Origin of the sequence: Bacteroides sp. 4_1_36 (assembly GCF_003466325.1) — a bacterium.
Taxonomy (GTDB): Bacteria; Bacteroidota; Bacteroidia; order Bacteroidales; family Bacteroidaceae; genus Bacteroides; species Bacteroides uniformis.
This window is the reverse complement of record NZ_QSOX01000009.1, coordinates 79,074-97,173: the sequence shown is the minus strand read 5'-3', so window position 1 is coordinate 97,173 and position 18,100 is coordinate 79,074. Positions and strand designations below refer to the sequence as shown.

Here is an 18,100-nt window from a genome sequence, read left to right as displayed (position 1 = left end):
TACTTATTTACGCATGATCACACAACCCCTTACTACCTCAAATTACTGATTCAGAACTCGAATTTTTCCAACTTCATGGCAGCCAGCCCCTGGATTTTGGGCACCAGGGCCACAAAATGGTCTGCTTTTTCATGGGCAGACAATGACTCTGCATCTTTCCATGTTTCACAAATCATAAGAACATCGCTGCGAGTGGCGCTCTCAAACACATCATAAGCAATGCATCCATTGTCCTTCAAGGAATATGCGACCAGTTCTTTGGCAGATTCCAATACTGCGGCACGGTTCTCCGCACTTACCTGAATAAAAACATTTAATCTAATCATACTTGTATAAATTTTAAGTGCATCGCAAATTTAAGCAGAATAAATATCTCCACCAACAAAAGTAAATTGTTATTAATTCCTTTCCCGCCGGATGAACCAATCTTTGGCAAGTATGTTGTCTCATCAGAATTGATTCTAACTTTAACTATTAAAAACTGACTTGATTATGAAATGTAAAGATTCTAATTTCTGGATCGGACTGGGAATAGGTTCGGTTGCCGGTGCATTGGCCTACCACTTCTCCCGTACGGAGAAAGCTAAAAAGCTGGAAGATGCCATATGCCGTGCCATCCACAAAGCAAATGGCGAAGCCAAGGAGTTCATCAACACTGCTGAAGAAGAAGCATTGCACGTTGGCACCAAAGTAGCAGACAAGATGGCCCATGAGGCCCATGAGGCCGCAGAGAAAGCTGACAATCTGAAAAACAAGGTTCACAATTTTGCCGATGCTAAGAAATAAAACAAGCACTTGGAAACTTCTGAAGGGGTGTGTCAAAATTCACCACAGATTACACGGATTAACACAGAATGAGCTTAATCTACTGATAATCAAAGATGCTTATCTGTGCAAATCTGTGTAATCTGTGGTGAATACCAGTTTCGACACACCCTCTTTGCATATCGACCCATCAGTTCTGCAGACTGCGCCGATTCAAAATATCATTCATATGCTCCAATGCCCATCCTACCAAAGATTCAATATGCGGCATCAGGCTACATCCGATTTCTGTAAGGTTATACTCCACACGGGGAGGAACTTCCGCATAGACTTTCCTGACAATCAGCCCGTCCGTCTCCAATGAGCGCAATGTAACCGTCAGCATCCGCTGGGAAATATCCCCTATGGTTTTCTGTATATCGCAAAAACGCATCGTTCCATTCGCTTTCAGTGTGACCAGCACAAGCATTGTCCATTTGTCTCCCAACCTGCTCAGTACATCCCGTACCGGACAAGCATCCATACGATGAAAATTTTCCATTCCTTTATTTTACCAATCAGTTCAACCTCAGCAATGGCGACTCTATGCTTAGTGTCCGGCATTGCACCACAAAAGTAATAAACTTACTCAAAATAACTATCGTTTCATACGATAATTAAAACATTCTTTATACTCGTAAATGCATCTGCCTCATCCGGATTATTTGTATTTTTGCAACATCGTTTCCTATTCATATGTAACTGCAAGACTCTTATGAACGTAAAAATAGAAGAAAGCTGGAGAAAACGCCTACAAGAGGAGTTTGACAAACCTTATTTTGAGAAGCTGGTAGCATTTGTAAAAAGTGAGTATGGACATGCCAACGTGCTACCTCCCGGCCATCAAATTTTCCACGTCTTCAACTCTTGCCCGTTCGAGAAAGTGAAAGTCGTCATACTCGGACAAGACCCTTATCCTAATCCCGGTCAGTATTATGGAGTCTGCTTTTCCGTACCGAAAGGAGTAGCCATTCCCGGTTCTCTGGCAAACATATTCAAGGAAATACATCAGGACCTGGGAAAGCCCATTCCGACTTCCGGAAATCTGGACCGTTGGGTAGCGCAAGGCGTGTTTCCTATGAATTCCGTCCTCACAGTACGTGCCCACGAAACCGGCTCGCACCGGAACATGGGATGGGAAATCTTCACAGACGCTGTTATCAAGAAACTGAGTGATGAACGGGAGAATCTTGTATTCATGCTTTGGGGAGCGTACGCCAAAGAAAAAGCCGCTTTAATCAATAGCAGCAGACACTTGATTCTGACTACCGTCCATCCGTCCCCACGTTCTGCCGAATACGGATTCTTCGGTTGCAGGCACTTCAGTAAAGCCAACGATTTCTTACGGAGCAGAGGGATACAAGAAATTGACTGGTAACACGCTACAATACTCCGCTGACTCCGCTTCCAAACAAAGCAAAGTCCCCCAGGCACGGGTCGTCCGGAAAGGCCTCTGCCAGAGCTTCAGTAATCCGGCGGGCATTCTTCAAAGAAAATGTTTCTGTCTCGGTGAGTCCCAAAGCATAGGCCACACGGCAGACATGCGTGTCCAAAGGCACAATCAGGTCCCTGCAATCAAATCTCTCCCAAATACCAAAATCCACTTCCGGACCTTTCCTTATCATCCAGCGCAAAAACATGTTCAGTTTCTTTTGGGGGCTCTTTGCCGAGACTTCCAAAAATGCACATAACCTTTCCATCGGATTACCGGCATACGTACATAAGGCATCCTCCAGACTGTCAAAAGCAGAATAGGCAGCATGCAAACGCCTGAAATAGGAATGAAAGTCAGCATAAGAAAGCATTCGGTAAAAACAGCTTCTGTCCGTAGCAGGGAAGTCATTCTTCCATCGGCAGGACAACACGTATTGATGAGGTGATACCCCCATCAACCTATGCAACTCTTCAGCCTTTTTCAATATCTGTTTACGGTTGCCGAAACTCATGATGGCAGTCAGCAGCCCACTGATTTCAATATCCTGCTTCCGTTCATAGCGATGTGGAAACTGTACGGGGTCGTTCTGAATGAAGCCGGCGCAATGATAGGCCGCCGCCCACTCCCAAAGTTGTCTTTTAATCTCCTCGGTCATCTGCAAGCATTTGTTTTTTCATCTGAAATGCAAAGATATTGCAAATCGAATGCAAAACTTTCATGCTTGCACGAAAAAGTTGTGCCGGGATATAGCTTATCTTATTTAAAGATATTGCATTTATAGCAACATCGGACAAGTAACCTATTTCTTTTCCTCCTATTTTTGCAACATGAAAAAGCCCAATAGAGCCATGCAGCAGAAAAAGACAACCCAGGAGGAATACCAAAAGTGTGTGAACGCAGTAGTGGATTATATAAATCTGCACCTCGGAGAAGAAATTGACCTGAAATCTTTGGCCAGGATTTCCCATTTCTCTCCCTTCTACTTCCACCGCATCATGAAAGCTTTCCTGGGTGAACCCGTCGGTACGTTCATTGTCCGGACGCGTACCGAAGCCGCTGCCCGGTTGCTTCGTTACTCGGACATGCCGATAGCGGACATAGCCTACCGTATAGGCTACTCTTCGCCTTCGTCACTGTCGAAAGTATTCAAGCAGTTCTACGGCATTTCACCATTAGAATACCGTAACAATAAAAACTTTGTAATTATGAAACCAGCCATTATTCGTCCGGAACTGGAACTGAAACACGAAATCAAAGAAGTTCCTGCCAGAAATGTGATTTACATCCGCCTCTTTGGCGACTATAAACTGAACGACTATTGCAGCGCATGGATGCGCCTTTGCCAGTTCATCCAGGAAGAAAAACTGCCTATGGGAGAAGTGATGCCCTACTGTATCTATCACGATGACCCCAAAGTGACGCCCGCTGAAAAGCTGCGTACCGATGTATGTATAGTCCTACCCTCATCTGCAACGGCCAAAGGAGACATAGGATTTAAACAGCTCGCGGCAGGCCGCTATGCCATATTCCTATACAAAGGTCCATACGAACATCTGCAGGCCGTATACGATACCATCTACGGGAAGTATATCCCCGAAATGGAATGTAGCTTACGGGATGAGTCCAGTGCGGAACGTTACTTGAACAACCCCGCAGATACGGCGCCGGAGGAACTGTTGACAGAGATTTATATTCCGGTAGAGTAGGCAAACTGTTCTGCCGGAGCCATCAGGATTTCTCCCCGGAAGAGTTTAGGAACCGGGCAGCGAACAAGTATTCGTTCCTCCATGGAGTAAAAATCGTTCCACCATGGTGGAACGATTTTTACTCCGCGGTGGAATGATTTTTACCTCATGATGGAACGAATAAATATTAGGCAAGCCGGTCGATACTATATTAGATACCCATATCTATACTGTATTGTAAAAAAGGGACACTCCCTTGTCTGTATGCTTGTTTTTATTCATTAATTTTGCACGACGCAATGCGAATCAAGCAATTGACGCAAACAGATAATTTTAAAATCTCCATTAAAATCAAGATAAAAGATGCAAAATGTTTCCATAAAAGGGTTTATATATGCGGCTCTCTCCTCTGCCACCTTCGGGCTGGCTCCTTTTTTCACCATTTCATTACTCCTTGCGGGCTTCTCCTCTTTCGAAGTATTGGCCTACCGATGGGGAATAGCTTCACTTGCCTTGGTCGTTTTCGGCATTATGCTGGGCGAGACATTCCGCATCAGCAGGAAAGACTGGGGAACGGTGTTCATCCTCAGCCTGCTCCGGGCAGCTACCTCCTTCAGTCTGGTCATCGCCTATCAGAACATAGCCAGCGGAGTGGCATCCACCATTCATTTCATGTATCCGCTGGCCGTGGCACTGGCCATGATGGGCTTTTTCGGAGAAAAGAGGTCATTCGCCATTCTGTTTGCCGTGTTGGTGTCACTAAGCGGAGCTGGACTTTTGTCATCCGGCAAAATAGACTTTGAAGGAGGAAACACGACCATCGGGCTGATTGCTGCCGGTCTGTCCGTATTCTTTTATGGAGGATATATCGTAGGAGTAAGGAAGAGCCGTGCCGTGCAGATTCCCTCCACTGCATTGACATGCTACGTAATGGGGCTGGGAGCCTTGTTCTTTATTATAGGAGGATATCTGACCGGAGGCATCCGGCTGGCCAATGATACCCACACATGGCTGAATATTCTCGGACTGGCGCTGCCGGCAACAGCTATATCCAACATCACCCTGGTAAAAGCCATTAAATACATAGGGCCTACACTGACTTCCATTTTCGGGGCCTTGGAACCTCTGACAGCCGTAGTTATCGGTTGCCTGATATTCAATGAAAGCTTCACACCGGCCAGCGCCATCGGCATGGCGCTGATAATAACGGCCGTTACAGTCGTGGTGGTACACGAAAAGAAAAAGGAGAGTGAGAGTTGATTGTCCTTATTTCGCCTTTTTATAATCCGTGATGAAACCCTCCATCATCCACTTGGCCAAGGCCTGGCGGTTCGAACTGATTACAAAACGGCGCTGGTCAAAAGTGTTCTGGATATTTCCCAATTCCACGAATACGGAAGCGGGAGAAGTATTGGCTAACACATAAAGATTGCGTGCGCTGACAGTTCCGGTAAACCCACGGTTGGGCTGGTGCTTGTCATATTTCGATTCGAAAGTTTTCTTCATGGTCTTAGCCAGACGCTTGCTGTCGGGCTTGCTTTTAGAGTGGTAAAAGAACACATCGGTCTGATGGCTCTTACTGCGACTGTCCACATGAAGAAAAATGGCACGGCAATATTTATAGTTCTTGCGGTCCTTCTTGTAAAACTCATTGATTTTGGCGCAACGTTGCCGGAGACGTGCCACTTGGTTCAAGGGTATGGGAGCTCCCATGCACGTCTCACGTTTGCTGTTGGAAAGGTACTTGTCATCACGGATTCCGTCTTTAGCATCCTGGATAATGATACGGACTTCCGCCCCCTCTTGCATCAAGTTACGGGCAAGGCGCAAAGCCACATCATACGCATACTCATCTTCATGCAGTTCTATTTTGCCGATTCTGCCGATAGCTCCGGGGTCGGGGCCTCCATGCCCGCTCACTACATAAAAACAAGCGCCCTGCAAACGGTTGGATGTCACTTTTACACTGGCAAGCGCTTTCCCGAACAAAGGTTCATTGATTGTCTTCTTCCCATTGCCAACCGGCTTTGATAATGGGGGCAGTACATACTTCACTCCCAGCCGCAATTCCTCCTTCCCTTTAAGAAGTTTCTTGTTCAGCTCCAAAAACTCCTTATAATAGGCTCTCCCCGGGCGCTTGTTACGTTCCAGGAAAACAGAGATTCCTTCTCCACGTCTCGGACTATCCCGCTCTTCCTGAGCCGAAGCATTAAAAGCAAACAAAGTACAAAAGAGGATGGTCAGTAAACAAAATATGCGTTTCATATTCCAATTATTCATCATTTATTCGGTTCGCTACAAATTTCCAGCCGCTAATTTATAGCATTTTACCATACTTAAGCACAAAATTATAATTTTTTCCCTACTTTTGCGACAACTTACGCGATAATAGATAAGAAACTTTTAAAACAGATAACATTATGGCAAAGCAATTCAAGCCGGAGACGCTGTGCGTACAAGCCGGATGGACTCCTAAAAAGGGCGAGCCCCGTGTACTCCCCATCTATCAAAGTACAACTTTCAAATATGATACCAGCGAACAGATGGCACGCTTGTTCGACCTTGAAGACAGCGGCTATTTCTATACCCGCCTGCAGAACCCTACGAACGATGCTGTAGCCGCCAAGATTGCCGCCCTCGAAGGTGGTGTGGCCGCTATGCTGACATCCAGCGGACAAGCAGCCAACTTCTATGCCATTTTCAATATCTGCCAGGCAGGAGACCATTTTGTTTGCTCCTCTACCATCTATGGCGGAACATTCAACCTCTTCGGAGTAACTTTGAAGAAATTGGGCATCGACGTCACTTTCGTCAACCCGGATGCCAGCGAGGAAGAAATTTCCGCTGCTTTCCGCCCCAATACCAAGGCCCTATTCGGCGAAACCATCTCCAACCCTACGCTCGAAGTGCTCGATATAGAGAAGTTTGCCCGCATTGCCCACAGCCACGGCGTGCCCTTGATTGTGGACAACACCTTCCCTACCCCTATCAACTGCCGCCCGTTTGAGTGGGGTGCCGACATCGTAGTACACTCTACCACCAAATACATGGACGGACATGCCACCAGCGTAGGTGGAGCCATTGTAGACAGCGGTAACTTCGATTGGGATGCACACGCCGACAAATTCCCCGGACTGTGCACACCGGACGAGTCTTACCACGGACTGACTTATACGAAAGCCTTCGGCAAAATGGCTTACATCACCAAGGCTACAGCCCAACTGATGCGCGACCTGGGCAGCATCCAGTCTCCACAAAACGCATTCCTACTGAACCTGGGTCTGGAAACACTGCACCTGCGTATGCCCCAACATTGCAAGAATGCACAAGCGGTAGCCGAGTATCTTGCCCAGAACGACAAAGTGGCTTGGGTGAATTATTGTGGTCTGCCGGGCGACAAATACTACGAGCAGGCACAGAAGTACATGCCGAACGGCTCTTGCGGCGTTGTCACCTTCGGCTTGAAGGGCGGACGGGAAGAGTCTATCAAGTTTATGGATTCACTGAAACTGGCAGCCATCGTGACTCATGTGGCCGATGCACGTACTTGCGTGCTGCACCCAGCCAGCCATACACACCGCCAGTTGACAGACGAGCAACTGATGGAGGCAGGTGTACGCCCCGACCTGATTCGCTTCTCGGTAGGTATAGAGAATGCAGAGGATATTATTGCCGACATCGAACAAGCGCTGAACGCCTAAAGGAATAAACAAAAGGGAGTGCATTTTCGGACAATGCACTCCCTTTTCATTTCAATATTCTCTATTACTCAACATTCAATATAATCGTCAAACTTTCCTTGCCTTGGTAGAAGGTCTTTGCTTTCACTACCAGGGAACCACACTTCACCGGTTCTTTCCATAAGGTTGACTGGGCAGTAGGTTCCGAACCATCAGTTGTGTAACGTACTTCAGCACCATCAATGGCCACATTAGCATACAGATTTCCATCTTTTACCAATAATCCCGGCTGAGGCAAGCGGAAGTTAATCCCATTCTTTGCCCAATAAGGCATTTCACTCTTGCTGATTTTCTCATAATAAAGTGCCAAAGCCTGATTGAAAGCCTGCTGCTCCCGCACGCCGGACAGGTTTTCCCATACCGGATGAGCATTCCAGCCACGTTCTGCCAGCCCTAATATTTTTGGGAAAAGAAGATATTCCACGCCATCAAAACTACGGATAGTTTCGGCAAACAATTGCCCTTGTACACCCATAATATGCTTCTTGCCTATCTCTGTCAAAGCAGTCTTCCCCTTTTCCGCATTATTCAAATCAATGGGATTGCCTGCCATATCCACACGCAGCGAACGATAAATGCTGAAAGGAAGCATAGAGAAAGAGACAGACTCATCCACATAACCTCCCCAATCGAGTCCACGCTCGTCCGGATGACCATTGTAAGCCATATCCATATAGAAATTGCCCACGTTGCAAAGGATGACCGGGTAACCGTTATTGGCTGTCTGATAAACCACTTCATCAGAGCCCGGTACAGTATTCCAGCAATACACACCGGCAGCCTGGCCCCTCAACTGTTGATGAGCCTCTTCAGTATGCCCCAAAGCAACTTCCTGCCAACCACTGAATTTCAGTCCGTTCTTCTGCATCACATCCGCCATTTGCGTAATGAAATACTCCGACAAATCATGAGCTTTCGTCATGCCTTTTTCCTTCATCAGTTCCTGGCATTTCGGGGAGCCCATCCACACACCGCGAGGCACTTCGTCACCACCCAAATGCACTGTGTACAGTGAAAGACCAGCTTCCTGATACATCGCATTAAGTTCCTGAATCACCTTCTCCATAAAACGGTAGGTAGAAGGCAAGGCGACATTCATCACATTGTCCGTATAATATTGTACAGAAACATAACGTGAAGTATCTTCCGGTTCACTCAATATATATTCTGTAGCTTTCCCCGGATCAGTTTCAAAATATTTGTTATAGCGTGCCTTCATGGAGACAATGGCAGCGCGGGCATGCCCCGGAGATTCTATTTCCGGAACAATGCGGACATGTCTTTCGGCAGCATACTTCAGCAAATCAATAAATTCCTCGCGGCTATAATATCCATTGCCTACAGTCTTTGCATCAGGGTCATAGCCACCGTCATAACATGGGTAGAGGCACTGGCTTTCGTCAGTGGTATGCCCGCGACGGCTACCCACAGCAGTCAGTTCCTCCAAACCGGGAATCTCCAAACGCCAGGCTTCATCATCACAAAAATGGAAATGCAGGACATTCAATTTATAAGATGCAAAAATATCCACCAGTTTCTTCAAGTTCTCCGGAGCGGTGAAATTACGGGCAATATCTATCATTTGTCCACGATATGCCAAGTCCGGATAATCCCGAATGGAGACTGCCTCCAGCAAATAAGGTGTCTGCTTGCCCTTCAACATTGACAAAAGTGTCTGTGTACCATTAAAAATGCCATGAGGAGTGGCAGCACTGATTTTTATCAGGTTGTCACCTATATTGATAGTATAATATTCATCATTTACGGCCTCCTTCCTATCAAGCAGTTCTTCCAGCACAATCTTCACGGAAGCATTTCCGACAACTTCCAAACCATACAAACCAGTCAGTTTCTCTTTCAGCAACTTGGCTTCACCGGCAAAGTTCTCCGGAAATGCCAAAGCTACCTTACCTTCCAATACGACATTATCGCCTTCAATGGCTACCACTTTCTTTACAGACGGAAGAATGTCTGACTGCACCAAAGCAGGAGCACCAGCCAAGCGAAGATTGGATTCATAAATCTTAGTCGCATCCGGATAGCCGCTCATTGACTCGGGAGAAGGAAGCGGCAGCGCCTTCAAAGCCACGGGCAACGGACTGCCCTCTTTACCATCCACAGTCTCCACCCAATAAGTTCCTTCCGGTACATGGGAGTTCCGGTCCAGCTTGTAAGTACAAAGGAAAGTGATCCGCATGGAATCACCGGGAGCCAGCGGAGCAAATTCGTCTGTCGGATACATTTTGAAAAAATTACCGTTCACTACCTCTACCTTCACTTCAGAGGCTCCTTCCTGCTTCACCCCTCGGGGAAGCTGTGAATAGTAAATCGTCCAGTTCTTTTTTAGAGGTTTTTGAGAGATATTCTTGAGAATAAAGGTATTCTCATAATATCCGGGTTCGATGTCACTTGCACCCATTTCCCAGGTCAGAGCAACCGGTGCCTTAGGTTCATTACTCGTTTTACATCCAGCAAATAGTGCCATTACACAAAATAATAATCCTGCCAGAGGAAGTTTCAAAATTCTCATGCAACTCATGTGTTAAGTTAATAAATGGGGGTAATTTCTAAAATCTGATGCCAAAAATAAGCATTTTAAGCTAATTAACTGATAAAAGTAATAGATTTTATTGACAGCGAGCTACAATTTAGAACTTTTATACCTACATTTGCAGCCAAATTATAACCAATTTAACTATTCTACCATGGCTAAAATAACCAAAGAAGCAGCCTTGCTCTACCATTCGCAAGGCAAACCGGGTAAGATTGAAGTAGTACCCACCAAGCCTTACAGTACACAAACCGATCTTTCTCTCGCCTACTCTCCGGGCGTTGCAGAACCGTGCCTCGAAATTGAGAAAAACCCGCAAGATGCATATAAATATACAGCAAAAGGCAATCTGGTAGCTGTCATCTCCAACGGAACCGCCGTGCTCGGCCTGGGCGATATTGGCGCCCTCAGCGGCAAACCCGTCATGGAGGGTAAAGGTCTGTTGTTCAAAATTTATGCAGGTATCGACGTATTCGACATCGAAGTAAATGAAAAAGACCCCGACAAGTTCATCGAAGCTGTCAAGGCTATTGCCCCAACATTCGGAGGTATCAACTTGGAAGACATCAAAGCACCCGAATGTTTCGAAATAGAACGCCGCCTGAAAGAGGAATTGGACATCCCCGTGATGCACGACGACCAGCACGGCACCGCCATCATCTCCAGCGCAGGATTGCTGAACGCCCTGGAAGTGGCAGGCAAGAAGATAGAGGAAGTGAAAATCGTCGTAAACGGTGCCGGGGCTTCCGCCACCTCATGTACCAAACTGTATGAAGCGCTCGGTGCACGCCGTGAGAATATCCTGATGCTGGACAGTAAGGGAGTCATCACCAGCGACCGCGAGAATCTGACCGAGCAGAAACGTTACTTTGCCACCGACCGTCGCGACGTACATACACTGGCAGAAGCCATCAAAGGTGCCGATGTATTCCTTGGACTGTCAAAAGGTAATGTGTTGACCCAGGACATGGTTCGCAGCATGGCAGACCATCCCATCGTGTTTGCCCTTGCCAACCCTACTCCGGAAATCTCTTACGAAGACGCCATGGCAGCACGTCCGGACGTACTGATGTCCACCGGTCGTTCCGACTATCCTAACCAGATTAATAATGTAATCGGTTTCCCCTACATCTTCCGCGGCGCCCTCGACACGCAGGCAAAAGCCATCAACGAAGCCATGAAAATTGCTGCCGTGCACGCCATTGCCAACCTTGCCAAGCAGCCCGTGCCCGATGTTGTGAATGAAGCATACCATGTAAACAACTTCACCTTCGGTCCCGAATACTTCATCCCGAAACCGGTTGACCCGCGCCTCATCACCGAAGTGTCCTGCGCTGTGGCCAAAGCTGCCATGGAAAGCGGTGTAGCTCGCAAAGACATCGAAGACTGGGATGCCTACCGCCTGCAACTGCGCGAGCTGATGGGTTACGAAAGCAAACTGACCCGCCAACTCTACGACACCGCCCGCCGCAACCCACAACGTGTGGTATTTGCCGAAGGCATCCACCCCAATATGCTGAAAGCTGCTGTGGAAGCCAAGGCTGAAGGTATCTGCCATCCTATTATATTGGGCAACGACGAAGCCATCGAGAAGCTGGCAAAAGAACTCGACCTTAGCCTTGAAGGTATCGAGATAGTAAATCTGCGTCATCCGGATGAAGCGCCGCGCCGTGAACGCTATGCCCGCATCCTATCTGAAAAACGTGCCCGCGAAGGAGCCACTTACGAAGAAGCCAACGACAAAATGTTCGAACGTAACTACTTCGGTATGATGATGGTGGAGACGGGTGAAGCAGACGCTTTCATCACAGGTCTTTACACCAAATACAGCAATACCATCAAGGTTGCCAAGGAAGTCATCGGCATCCGTCCGGAATACAAGCATTTCGGCACCATGCATATTCTGAACTCCAAGAAAGGCACATACTTCCTGGCAGATACGCTGATTAACCGTCATCCCAATGCCGAAACGCTGATTGACATTGCCAAGCTGTCGGAATATACCGTCCGCTTCTTCAATCATACACCGGTAATGGCCATGTTGAGTTACTCCAACTTCGGTGCGGATAAGGAAGGAAGTCCGGTAAGTGTACACGAAGCAGTGGATTATATGCAACAAAACTATCCTGACCTTGCCATTGACGGAGAAATGCAGGTGAATTTCGCCATGAACCGCGAAATGCGTGATGCCAAGTATCCGTTTACGCGCTTGAAAGGAAAAGACGTAAACACACTGATTTTCCCGAACTTGAGTTCTGCAAACTCTGCTTACAAGCTGCTGCAGGCGATGGATACGGACTCCGAACTGATTGGTCCTATCCAAATGGGGCTGAACAAGCCTATCCACTTCACCGATTTTGAAAGCTCCGTGCGAGATATCGTGAATATCACCGCAGTGGCAGTTATCGATGCTATCGTAGACAAAAAGAAAGCAGCCAAATGAAACGACCGTTATCAAAATTCCAAATAGTTTGCATTATGCTGCTTTGGGCAGCACTTTGCTACATTGTTTTGATATCTGTCGAACGAATTGACGGTCCAATCATCCTAACGCTTGCCATTTCGGCGGCTTTAGTATTTATTCCCGTCATAAAGTCTCTAAAAAGAGGATAAATAATATCTTTTTATTCCATTTTGCGGTATAAAACAATAAAATTGTTGTTTTATACCGCATTTTCTTTATAAAATGTTTGTTCGTTTCATTTTTATGTGTACTTTTGCAACCGCAATGAGAGGAAAAGGAAACAAACCGAAAATCGAATTGTTTTAGGTAATATATAGTAGCAACCAATAAAAGAAATAGATTATGAATGCAGCTAAGGTATTAGAAGACCTGAAAAGACGGTTCCCCAACGAACCGGAGTATCATCAAGCAGTAGAAGAAGTTCTTTCTACGATTGAAGAAGAGTATAACAAGCATCCGGAGTTTGACAAAGCCAATCTGATTGAACGTCTTTGCATCCCCGATCGCGTTTACCAATTCCGTGTTACTTGGGTAGACGATAAAGGTAACGTACAAACCAACATGGGCTATCGTGTGCAGCACAACAACGCTATCGGCCCTTATAAAGGCGGTGTTCGTTTCCACGCTTCTGTAAACCTGAGCATCCTGAAATTCCTTGCTTTCGAGCAGACATTTAAAAACTCATTGACAACTCTGCCTATGGGTGGCGGTAAAGGCGGTTCGGACTTCTCTCCGCGCGGCAAGTCAAATGCTGAGGTCATGCGTTTTGTTCAGGCTTTCATGCTGGAGTTATGGCGTCATATCGGCCCTGAAACAGACGTACCTGCTGGTGATATCGGTGTAGGTGGTCGCGAAGTAGGTTTCATGTTCGGTATGTATAAGAAGCTGGCTCATGAATTTACGGGTACTTTCACCGGTAAGGGCCGTGAGTTCGGCGGTTCGCTGATTCGTCCGGAAGCTACCGGCTACGGTAACATCTACTTCCTGATGGAAATGTTAAAGACTAAGGGTACTGACTTGAAAGGCAAAACTTGTCTGATTTCCGGTTCCGGTAACGTAGCTCAATATACGGCCGAGAAAGTATTGGAATTGGGTGGTAAGGTATTGACCATGTCTGATTCTGACGGTTATGTATACGATCCGGACGGCATTGACCGCGAAAAGTTGGATTACATCATGGAGCTGAAAAACCTCTATCGTGGACGTATCCGCGAATATGCTGAACAATATCCGGGTGTCAAGTACGTAGAAGGTGCACGTCCTTGGGGTGAAAAGGCAGACATCGCCCTGCCTTCTGCAACTCAGAATGAAATAAATGGAGATGATGCCAAAAAACTAATTGCTAATGGTGTCATGGCTGTGTCCGAAGGTGCAAACATGCCTTCTACCCCTGAAGCAATCCGCGTATTCCAAGATGCAAAGATTCTGTATGCTCCGGGTAAGGCAGCCAATGCCGGCGGTGTATCAGTATCCGGTCTCGAAATGACTCAGAACTCCATCAAGTTGAGCTGGAGTGCAGAGGAAGTGGACGAGAAATTGAAGAGCATCATGAAGAACATTCACGAAGCTTGCGTGCAATATGGTACGGAAGCCGACGGTTATGTAAATTACGTGAAGGGTGCCAATGTGGCCGGATTTATGAAGGTGGCAAAGGCGATGATGGCGCAAGGGATTCTGTAAGAACTAAAGCCATAGTACAACTACAACAGAAGAAAGGTGAGGGGCTCAAAGCTTTTCACCTTTTTTCTGTTTAATAATATAGAAGAAACAAAATTTTGTTTTTTTCAATCCATTATCACATAAATCAGATAACTTTGCGGAAGTTAATAAAAGAAGACCATTATCATTGAAGCAAACCAAACGATTATGAATACAATAGAAATCCCCGTACTGCTGTTGACCGGTTATCTAGGCAGTGGCAAAACGACGTTGGTAAATCACATTCTTTCTAATAAACGTGGCATTAAGTTTGCCGTTATCGTCAATGACATAGGCGAAGTGAACATTGATGCAGACCTTATACAGAAAGGTGGCGTGGTGGGAAAGAAAGACGACAGCCTGGTAGCTCTACAGAATGGCTGTATCTGCTGTACGCTGAAGACAGACTTGATAGAGCAGATGTTCGAAATCATGAAGATGCAACGCTTCGACTACATCGTGATTGAAGCGAGTGGCATCTGTGAACCGGAGCCTATTGCCCAAACACTCTGCTCCATTCCTCATATGGGAGGAGCGTATACTAAATACGGTATTTGCCGCTTAGACTGCATTACCACCGTGGTGGACGCCTTACGTCTGCAAAGTGAATTTTCTTGCGGAGATGATTTGACACGCAAAGGCATTGATGAGGAAGATATAGAAAACCTCATCATTCAGCAAATTGAGTTCTGTAATATTATCCTGCTGAACAAAGCAGCAGAAGTACAGCCCGAGGAATTAAAACGTATCAGGCAGATTATCCACACCTTGCAACCCGGTGCCCAAATTATAGAGTGCAATTATGCAGATGTAGACCTGGATAAGATTATCCATACCCACCTCTTTAACTTTGAACGTGCCGCAACTTCCGCCGGATGGATTCGTGGCATAGAGCAACAAGTAAGCGAAGAGGAGGAAAAAGAGGCGCATTACCATCATGAAGAGGGTCATCATCACCACCATCACGAAGGAGGTGAAGTAGAAGAATACGGTATTGGCACATTTGTCTACTACCGCCGTCCTGCATTCGACATTCATAAGTTCGACCACTATGTCGCTACCAAATGGCCCCGCAGCGTTATCCGCGCCAAGGGTGTCTGCTACTTCAGCCACAACCGCGACATGTCCTTCCTCTTTGAACAAGCAGGTATACAGAAGAAAATAACTGAAGCCGGACAATGGTATGCCACCGCCCCCGAAGAAGACATGATAGAACTGATGCGCCAAGAACCGGGATTGCTAAGAGACTGGGACGAGCAATACGGCGACCGCATGCTGAAGATAGTATTCATCGGACAAAATATGGATAAAGAGCAAATCATCCGCGACTTGGACAAATGCCTTGAATAACTTCCTAAAAAAGTGCTCCCCGTCATTCCGATCTTAAGAACAACGGGGAGCATCGTCCCAGACGCGTAACTCTATTTTAAGAATCAAGAACCATATCAATTCTCCGTAAAACGGAACATTTTGAAATACACCTTCTGCTCTGTGTCGGATACATTCACCAGCCTCATCTTCGCAACGCTCAAATCCTTGAGAGATGCCTTCACCTGCGTTCTGTATCCCGGTTTCAAATCCACCGCCTGCCAGTTTGTACCATCCGAAGTTACTTCCAGTTTAAACTTAGAATTAGCCACCTCCGCATCTCCCAAATCAATAAGCACCGAACTCAACTGGCGGGCATAATCCATCGAAATGGTCAGCACACCGCCTGCCTGCCAGTTGATGACTTCATTGGACGGAATAATTGTATTCACCTTTCCCTTCTGCTGAATAGGAAGCGAAGCCAACTGATTCACGTCGCTCTTCAACGTGTAGGGAGAATAAACAGCCTTTGTATCAAGCCCGGCATGGAACGCTGCATTATAGCCCGTTGTCGCCGCTTCGAACAAAGCATTGAAAGTAGGCATCAGATGCAGGCTGCCGCTCTTTATGCCCGCTTTATATTGGGCATCCGTCTCACCCATCAGCACCAGCAGGGCGCGGGCGTGTTCGTAGCTACCTATAAATGCATCCTTCTGCTGGCGCAGGCGTATCATGTTCAGCACCTCCGCACCATACTCTCCCACTTGTTTGAACTGAATGAGCCAAGGCCTTATTTCAGTTATCAACGGACGATTCTCATTTCCCGACGCAAGCAATCCATCAGCGGCAACGATTATCTTCCGGCATTCCTCAGCTACCTGCCGATAGGCATCTTCATCTATCTCGTTTTTCTCTTGATAGGCTTTCAACAAGGCAGAGAGAGCAGGCTGAATGGCAACGGACTCTTCACGACGGAAGCGATGTCCATTCTGTCCCGGGTCGGAATTATGAGCAGCGAAGATTTCCAAATATTCGGCATGAAGTGGCATAAGGTCTCTGACTGCATGTTTCCAAGAAGTTTCACTATCATAATTCTCCATATTCCAAGTATAATCAGCTACACTGTACAGAGAGATTTTGGAAGCCTCGGCATGTTCCATCGGATTGGAAACAAAAGCAGACATATCATCTTTTACATCAAGCCCGTTTCCATAAACCGGCCCTAGCAGCAAATGGTCTTGTACATAATCCGAAACGGGGAAATTCCACCAAATGTACGCCTTACGTTTCAGCAGCGGATTGACGAAGTCCAGCGTAGACTTATCTATAGTAGCAACTACCATATCACCGGTCCACATCACCTTGATACCCTCGTTCAACTTATCACCAAGCGTAGTGAGATAGCCTCCCTCCACATCGGTCCATGACTTGTTGTACTCTGTGGGACACAATATCAATGGTGCAACATCCCGCTTGACTTTTACAAAATGGTCGTCAATATAGTTCAACAGTTCAGCCTGCTTGTCTGCCTTTGTCCCCTCACCCGAAATATCATCAAAGAAAACGGCAAAACCACGCACACCCAACTGGTACATGCTTTCGAACTTCTGCAACAATAACGAGCGGTCTTCTTCATTCCAGCGAATATCCTGACCCGGATGAATGGCCCAATAGAAAATAACATTGTTCTCCTTCGCCCTATTCACCAATACTTTCAACTCTTCTCCTTCTCGAGCAGGATAAGGCTTGCGCCAGTTGGGAGTCCGGTGATAAGGATCGTCTTTCGGTCCATAGATATAGACATTCATTTTGTTCCGACCATAAAAATCAAGCTGGCGTATACGCGCCTCCTGACTCCAGGGAGCACCGTAAAAACCTTCTACCACACCCCGATAGGGAACATCAGGATAGTCCGTCACTTCAGCCAAAGGCAGCTTGTCTAAAGCAAGCAACTGCGCAAGAGTCTGTACACCATAGTACGCTCCCCGTTCGTCAGCACCGGCTATGACGATGCAGTCTTTTTCTATTTTCAGGAAATAACCTTCGAATTTGCGTGGAATCCGATGTTGGTATTTCTTGATAATCTTATCTCCTTTCACTCCTATATATACACGGAAAGAAGCGCCAAGCACCTCTTCCGGCATCAATGAACGGAGTAAAGGCAACGCAGGTCCGTCCTGCACGGAATTGCCGGAAAGGATCTGGTATTGTCGGGGAATATCAACAGAATCTTTTTGCGTAATATATTCTTGGGGAGTAGGTTGCAAATGAAACTCTTGCGCACAAAGCGTCGCTGTCGTCAGCATACCGAATGCTCCCAGTAACAGTAGTTCTTTTCTCATAAGCGGATTATTAAATTAAGGAATATCTATGTATTAAGAAAACTCTTCCATGCATTCAAGGTTGATACGTTCA

14 protein-coding genes are annotated in these 18,100 nt (G+C 46.6%); 8 read left to right on the top strand and 6 right to left on the bottom strand.

What is annotated here, in order from left to right; all coding sequences use genetic code 11:
* Positions 1 to 50: 50 nt before the first annotated feature.
* Complete coding sequence (locus tag DXD65_RS10550; protein WP_005826936.1) at positions 51 to 326, bottom strand: putative quinol monooxygenase; 276 nt, start codon at positions 324 to 326, stop codon at positions 51 to 53.
* A 166-nt stretch (positions 327 to 492) separates the two neighbouring features.
* Between DXD65_RS10550 and DXD65_RS10545 the strand changes: the two genes are divergently transcribed.
* Positions 493 to 786 carry a YtxH domain-containing protein gene (locus DXD65_RS10545; protein ID WP_005826938.1) on the top strand — a complete coding sequence of 98 codons (294 nt, stop codon included), beginning with the start codon at positions 493 to 495 and terminating at the stop codon, positions 784 to 786.
* A gap of 169 nt (positions 787 to 955) precedes the next feature.
* Here DXD65_RS10545 and DXD65_RS10540 read toward each other — a convergent pair whose 3' ends face one another.
* Positions 956 to 1,306, bottom strand: coding sequence for a winged helix-turn-helix transcriptional regulator (locus DXD65_RS10540; RefSeq protein WP_005832992.1), 351 nt, complete (start codon positions 1,304 to 1,306; stop codon positions 956 to 958).
* Between the two features lie 213 nt (positions 1,307 to 1,519).
* On the opposite strand from DXD65_RS10540, the gene ung reads away from it, so the two are divergent.
* The gene (gene ung, locus DXD65_RS10535) at positions 1,520 to 2,182 is read left to right on the top strand and encodes a uracil-DNA glycosylase (RefSeq protein ID WP_005826944.1); all 663 of its coding nucleotides are present in this window, start codon (positions 1,520 to 1,522) and stop codon (positions 2,180 to 2,182) included.
* A 4-nt stretch (positions 2,183 to 2,186) separates the two neighbouring features.
* Here ung and DXD65_RS10530 read toward each other — a convergent pair whose 3' ends face one another.
* A complete protein-coding gene (locus DXD65_RS10530; protein WP_005826947.1) occupies positions 2,187 to 2,894 on the bottom strand; it encodes a TIGR02757 family protein in 708 nt (235 codons plus the stop codon).
* Between the two features lie 193 nt (positions 2,895 to 3,087).
* On the opposite strand from DXD65_RS10530, the gene DXD65_RS10520 reads away from it, so the two are divergent.
* Both DXD65_RS10520 and DXD65_RS10515 read left to right on the top strand, forming a co-directional pair.
* Entirely contained in the window at positions 3,088 to 3,945 is an 858-nt protein-coding gene (locus DXD65_RS10520) for a GyrI-like domain-containing protein (RefSeq protein ID WP_008665173.1), read from the top strand.
* A gap of 342 nt (positions 3,946 to 4,287) precedes the next feature.
* On the top strand, positions 4,288 to 5,184 hold the full coding sequence (locus DXD65_RS10515; RefSeq protein WP_005826953.1) for a DMT family transporter: 897 nt from the start codon (positions 4,288 to 4,290) through the stop codon (positions 5,182 to 5,184).
* 6 nt (positions 5,185 to 5,190) lie between these two features.
* Here the strand turns inward: DXD65_RS10515 and DXD65_RS10510 are convergent, their stop codons facing one another.
* Positions 5,191 to 6,207 carry an N-acetylmuramoyl-L-alanine amidase gene (locus DXD65_RS10510; RefSeq protein WP_008665171.1) on the bottom strand — a complete coding sequence of 339 codons (1,017 nt, stop codon included), beginning with the start codon at positions 6,205 to 6,207 and terminating at the stop codon, positions 5,191 to 5,193.
* Positions 6,208 to 6,344: 137 nt separating this feature from the next.
* Between DXD65_RS10510 and DXD65_RS10505 the strand changes: the two genes are divergently transcribed.
* Positions 6,345 to 7,625, top strand: coding sequence for an O-acetylhomoserine aminocarboxypropyltransferase/cysteine synthase family protein (locus DXD65_RS10505; protein ID WP_005826957.1), 1,281 nt, complete (start codon positions 6,345 to 6,347; stop codon positions 7,623 to 7,625).
* Between the two features lie 64 nt (positions 7,626 to 7,689).
* Here the strand turns inward: DXD65_RS10505 and DXD65_RS10500 are convergent, their stop codons facing one another.
* Positions 7,690 to 10,194: a family 20 glycosylhydrolase gene (locus DXD65_RS10500; RefSeq protein ID WP_117887614.1), complete on the bottom strand. Its 2,505-nt coding sequence runs from the start codon at positions 10,192 to 10,194 to the stop codon at positions 7,690 to 7,692.
* Positions 10,195 to 10,369: 175 nt separating this feature from the next.
* Here DXD65_RS10500 and DXD65_RS10495 point away from each other — a divergent pair, with 175 nt between their 5' ends.
* From DXD65_RS10495 to DXD65_RS10475, 3 genes are all read left to right on the top strand, one after another.
* The gene (locus DXD65_RS10495; RefSeq protein WP_005826960.1) at positions 10,370 to 12,658 is read left to right on the top strand and encodes an NADP-dependent malic enzyme; all 2,289 of its coding nucleotides are present in this window, start codon (positions 10,370 to 10,372) and stop codon (positions 12,656 to 12,658) included.
* Between the two features lie 363 nt (positions 12,659 to 13,021).
* The gene (locus tag DXD65_RS10480; protein WP_005826963.1) at positions 13,022 to 14,359 is read left to right on the top strand and encodes an NADP-specific glutamate dehydrogenase; all 1,338 of its coding nucleotides are present in this window, start codon (positions 13,022 to 13,024) and stop codon (positions 14,357 to 14,359) included.
* 186 nt (positions 14,360 to 14,545) lie between these two features.
* Positions 14,546 to 15,727: a GTP-binding protein gene (locus DXD65_RS10475; protein ID WP_005826968.1), complete on the top strand. Its 1,182-nt coding sequence runs from the start codon at positions 14,546 to 14,548 to the stop codon at positions 15,725 to 15,727.
* Between the two features lie 95 nt (positions 15,728 to 15,822).
* Here DXD65_RS10475 and DXD65_RS10470 read toward each other — a convergent pair whose 3' ends face one another.
* The gene (locus tag DXD65_RS10470; protein ID WP_117887613.1) at positions 15,823 to 18,027 is read right to left on the bottom strand and encodes a beta-N-acetylglucosaminidase; all 2,205 of its coding nucleotides are present in this window, start codon (positions 18,025 to 18,027) and stop codon (positions 15,823 to 15,825) included.
* Positions 18,028 to 18,100: the final 73 nt, after the last annotated feature.

Coding starts and splice junctions, on each gene's coding strand:
- DXD65_RS10550 (WP_005826936.1), bottom strand. CDS start 326: ATGATTAGATTAAATGTTTTTATTCAGGTAAGTGCGGAGAACCGTGCC.
- DXD65_RS10545 (WP_005826938.1), top strand. CDS start 493: ATGAAATGTAAAGATTCTAATTTCTGGATCGGACTGGGAATAGGTTCG.
- DXD65_RS10540 (WP_005832992.1), bottom strand. CDS start 1,306: ATGGAAAATTTTCATCGTATGGATGCTTGTCCGGTACGGGATGTACTG.
- ung (WP_005826944.1), top strand. CDS start 1,520: ATGAACGTAAAAATAGAAGAAAGCTGGAGAAAACGCCTACAAGAGGAG.
- DXD65_RS10530 (WP_005826947.1), bottom strand. CDS start 2,894: ATGACCGAGGAGATTAAAAGACAACTTTGGGAGTGGGCGGCGGCCTAT.
- DXD65_RS10520 (WP_008665173.1), top strand. CDS start 3,088: ATGCAGCAGAAAAAGACAACCCAGGAGGAATACCAAAAGTGTGTGAAC.
- DXD65_RS10515 (WP_005826953.1), top strand. CDS start 4,288: ATGCAAAATGTTTCCATAAAAGGGTTTATATATGCGGCTCTCTCCTCT.
- DXD65_RS10510 (WP_008665171.1), bottom strand. CDS start 6,207: ATGATGAATAATTGGAATATGAAACGCATATTTTGTTTACTGACCATC.
- DXD65_RS10505 (WP_005826957.1), top strand. CDS start 6,345: ATGGCAAAGCAATTCAAGCCGGAGACGCTGTGCGTACAAGCCGGATGG.
- DXD65_RS10500 (WP_117887614.1), bottom strand. CDS start 10,194: ATGAGAATTTTGAAACTTCCTCTGGCAGGATTATTATTTTGTGTAATG.
- DXD65_RS10495 (WP_005826960.1), top strand. CDS start 10,370: ATGGCTAAAATAACCAAAGAAGCAGCCTTGCTCTACCATTCGCAAGGC.
- DXD65_RS10480 (WP_005826963.1), top strand. CDS start 13,022: ATGAATGCAGCTAAGGTATTAGAAGACCTGAAAAGACGGTTCCCCAAC.
- DXD65_RS10475 (WP_005826968.1), top strand. CDS start 14,546: ATGAATACAATAGAAATCCCCGTACTGCTGTTGACCGGTTATCTAGGC.
- DXD65_RS10470 (WP_117887613.1), bottom strand. CDS start 18,027: ATGAGAAAAGAACTACTGTTACTGGGAGCATTCGGTATGCTGACGACA.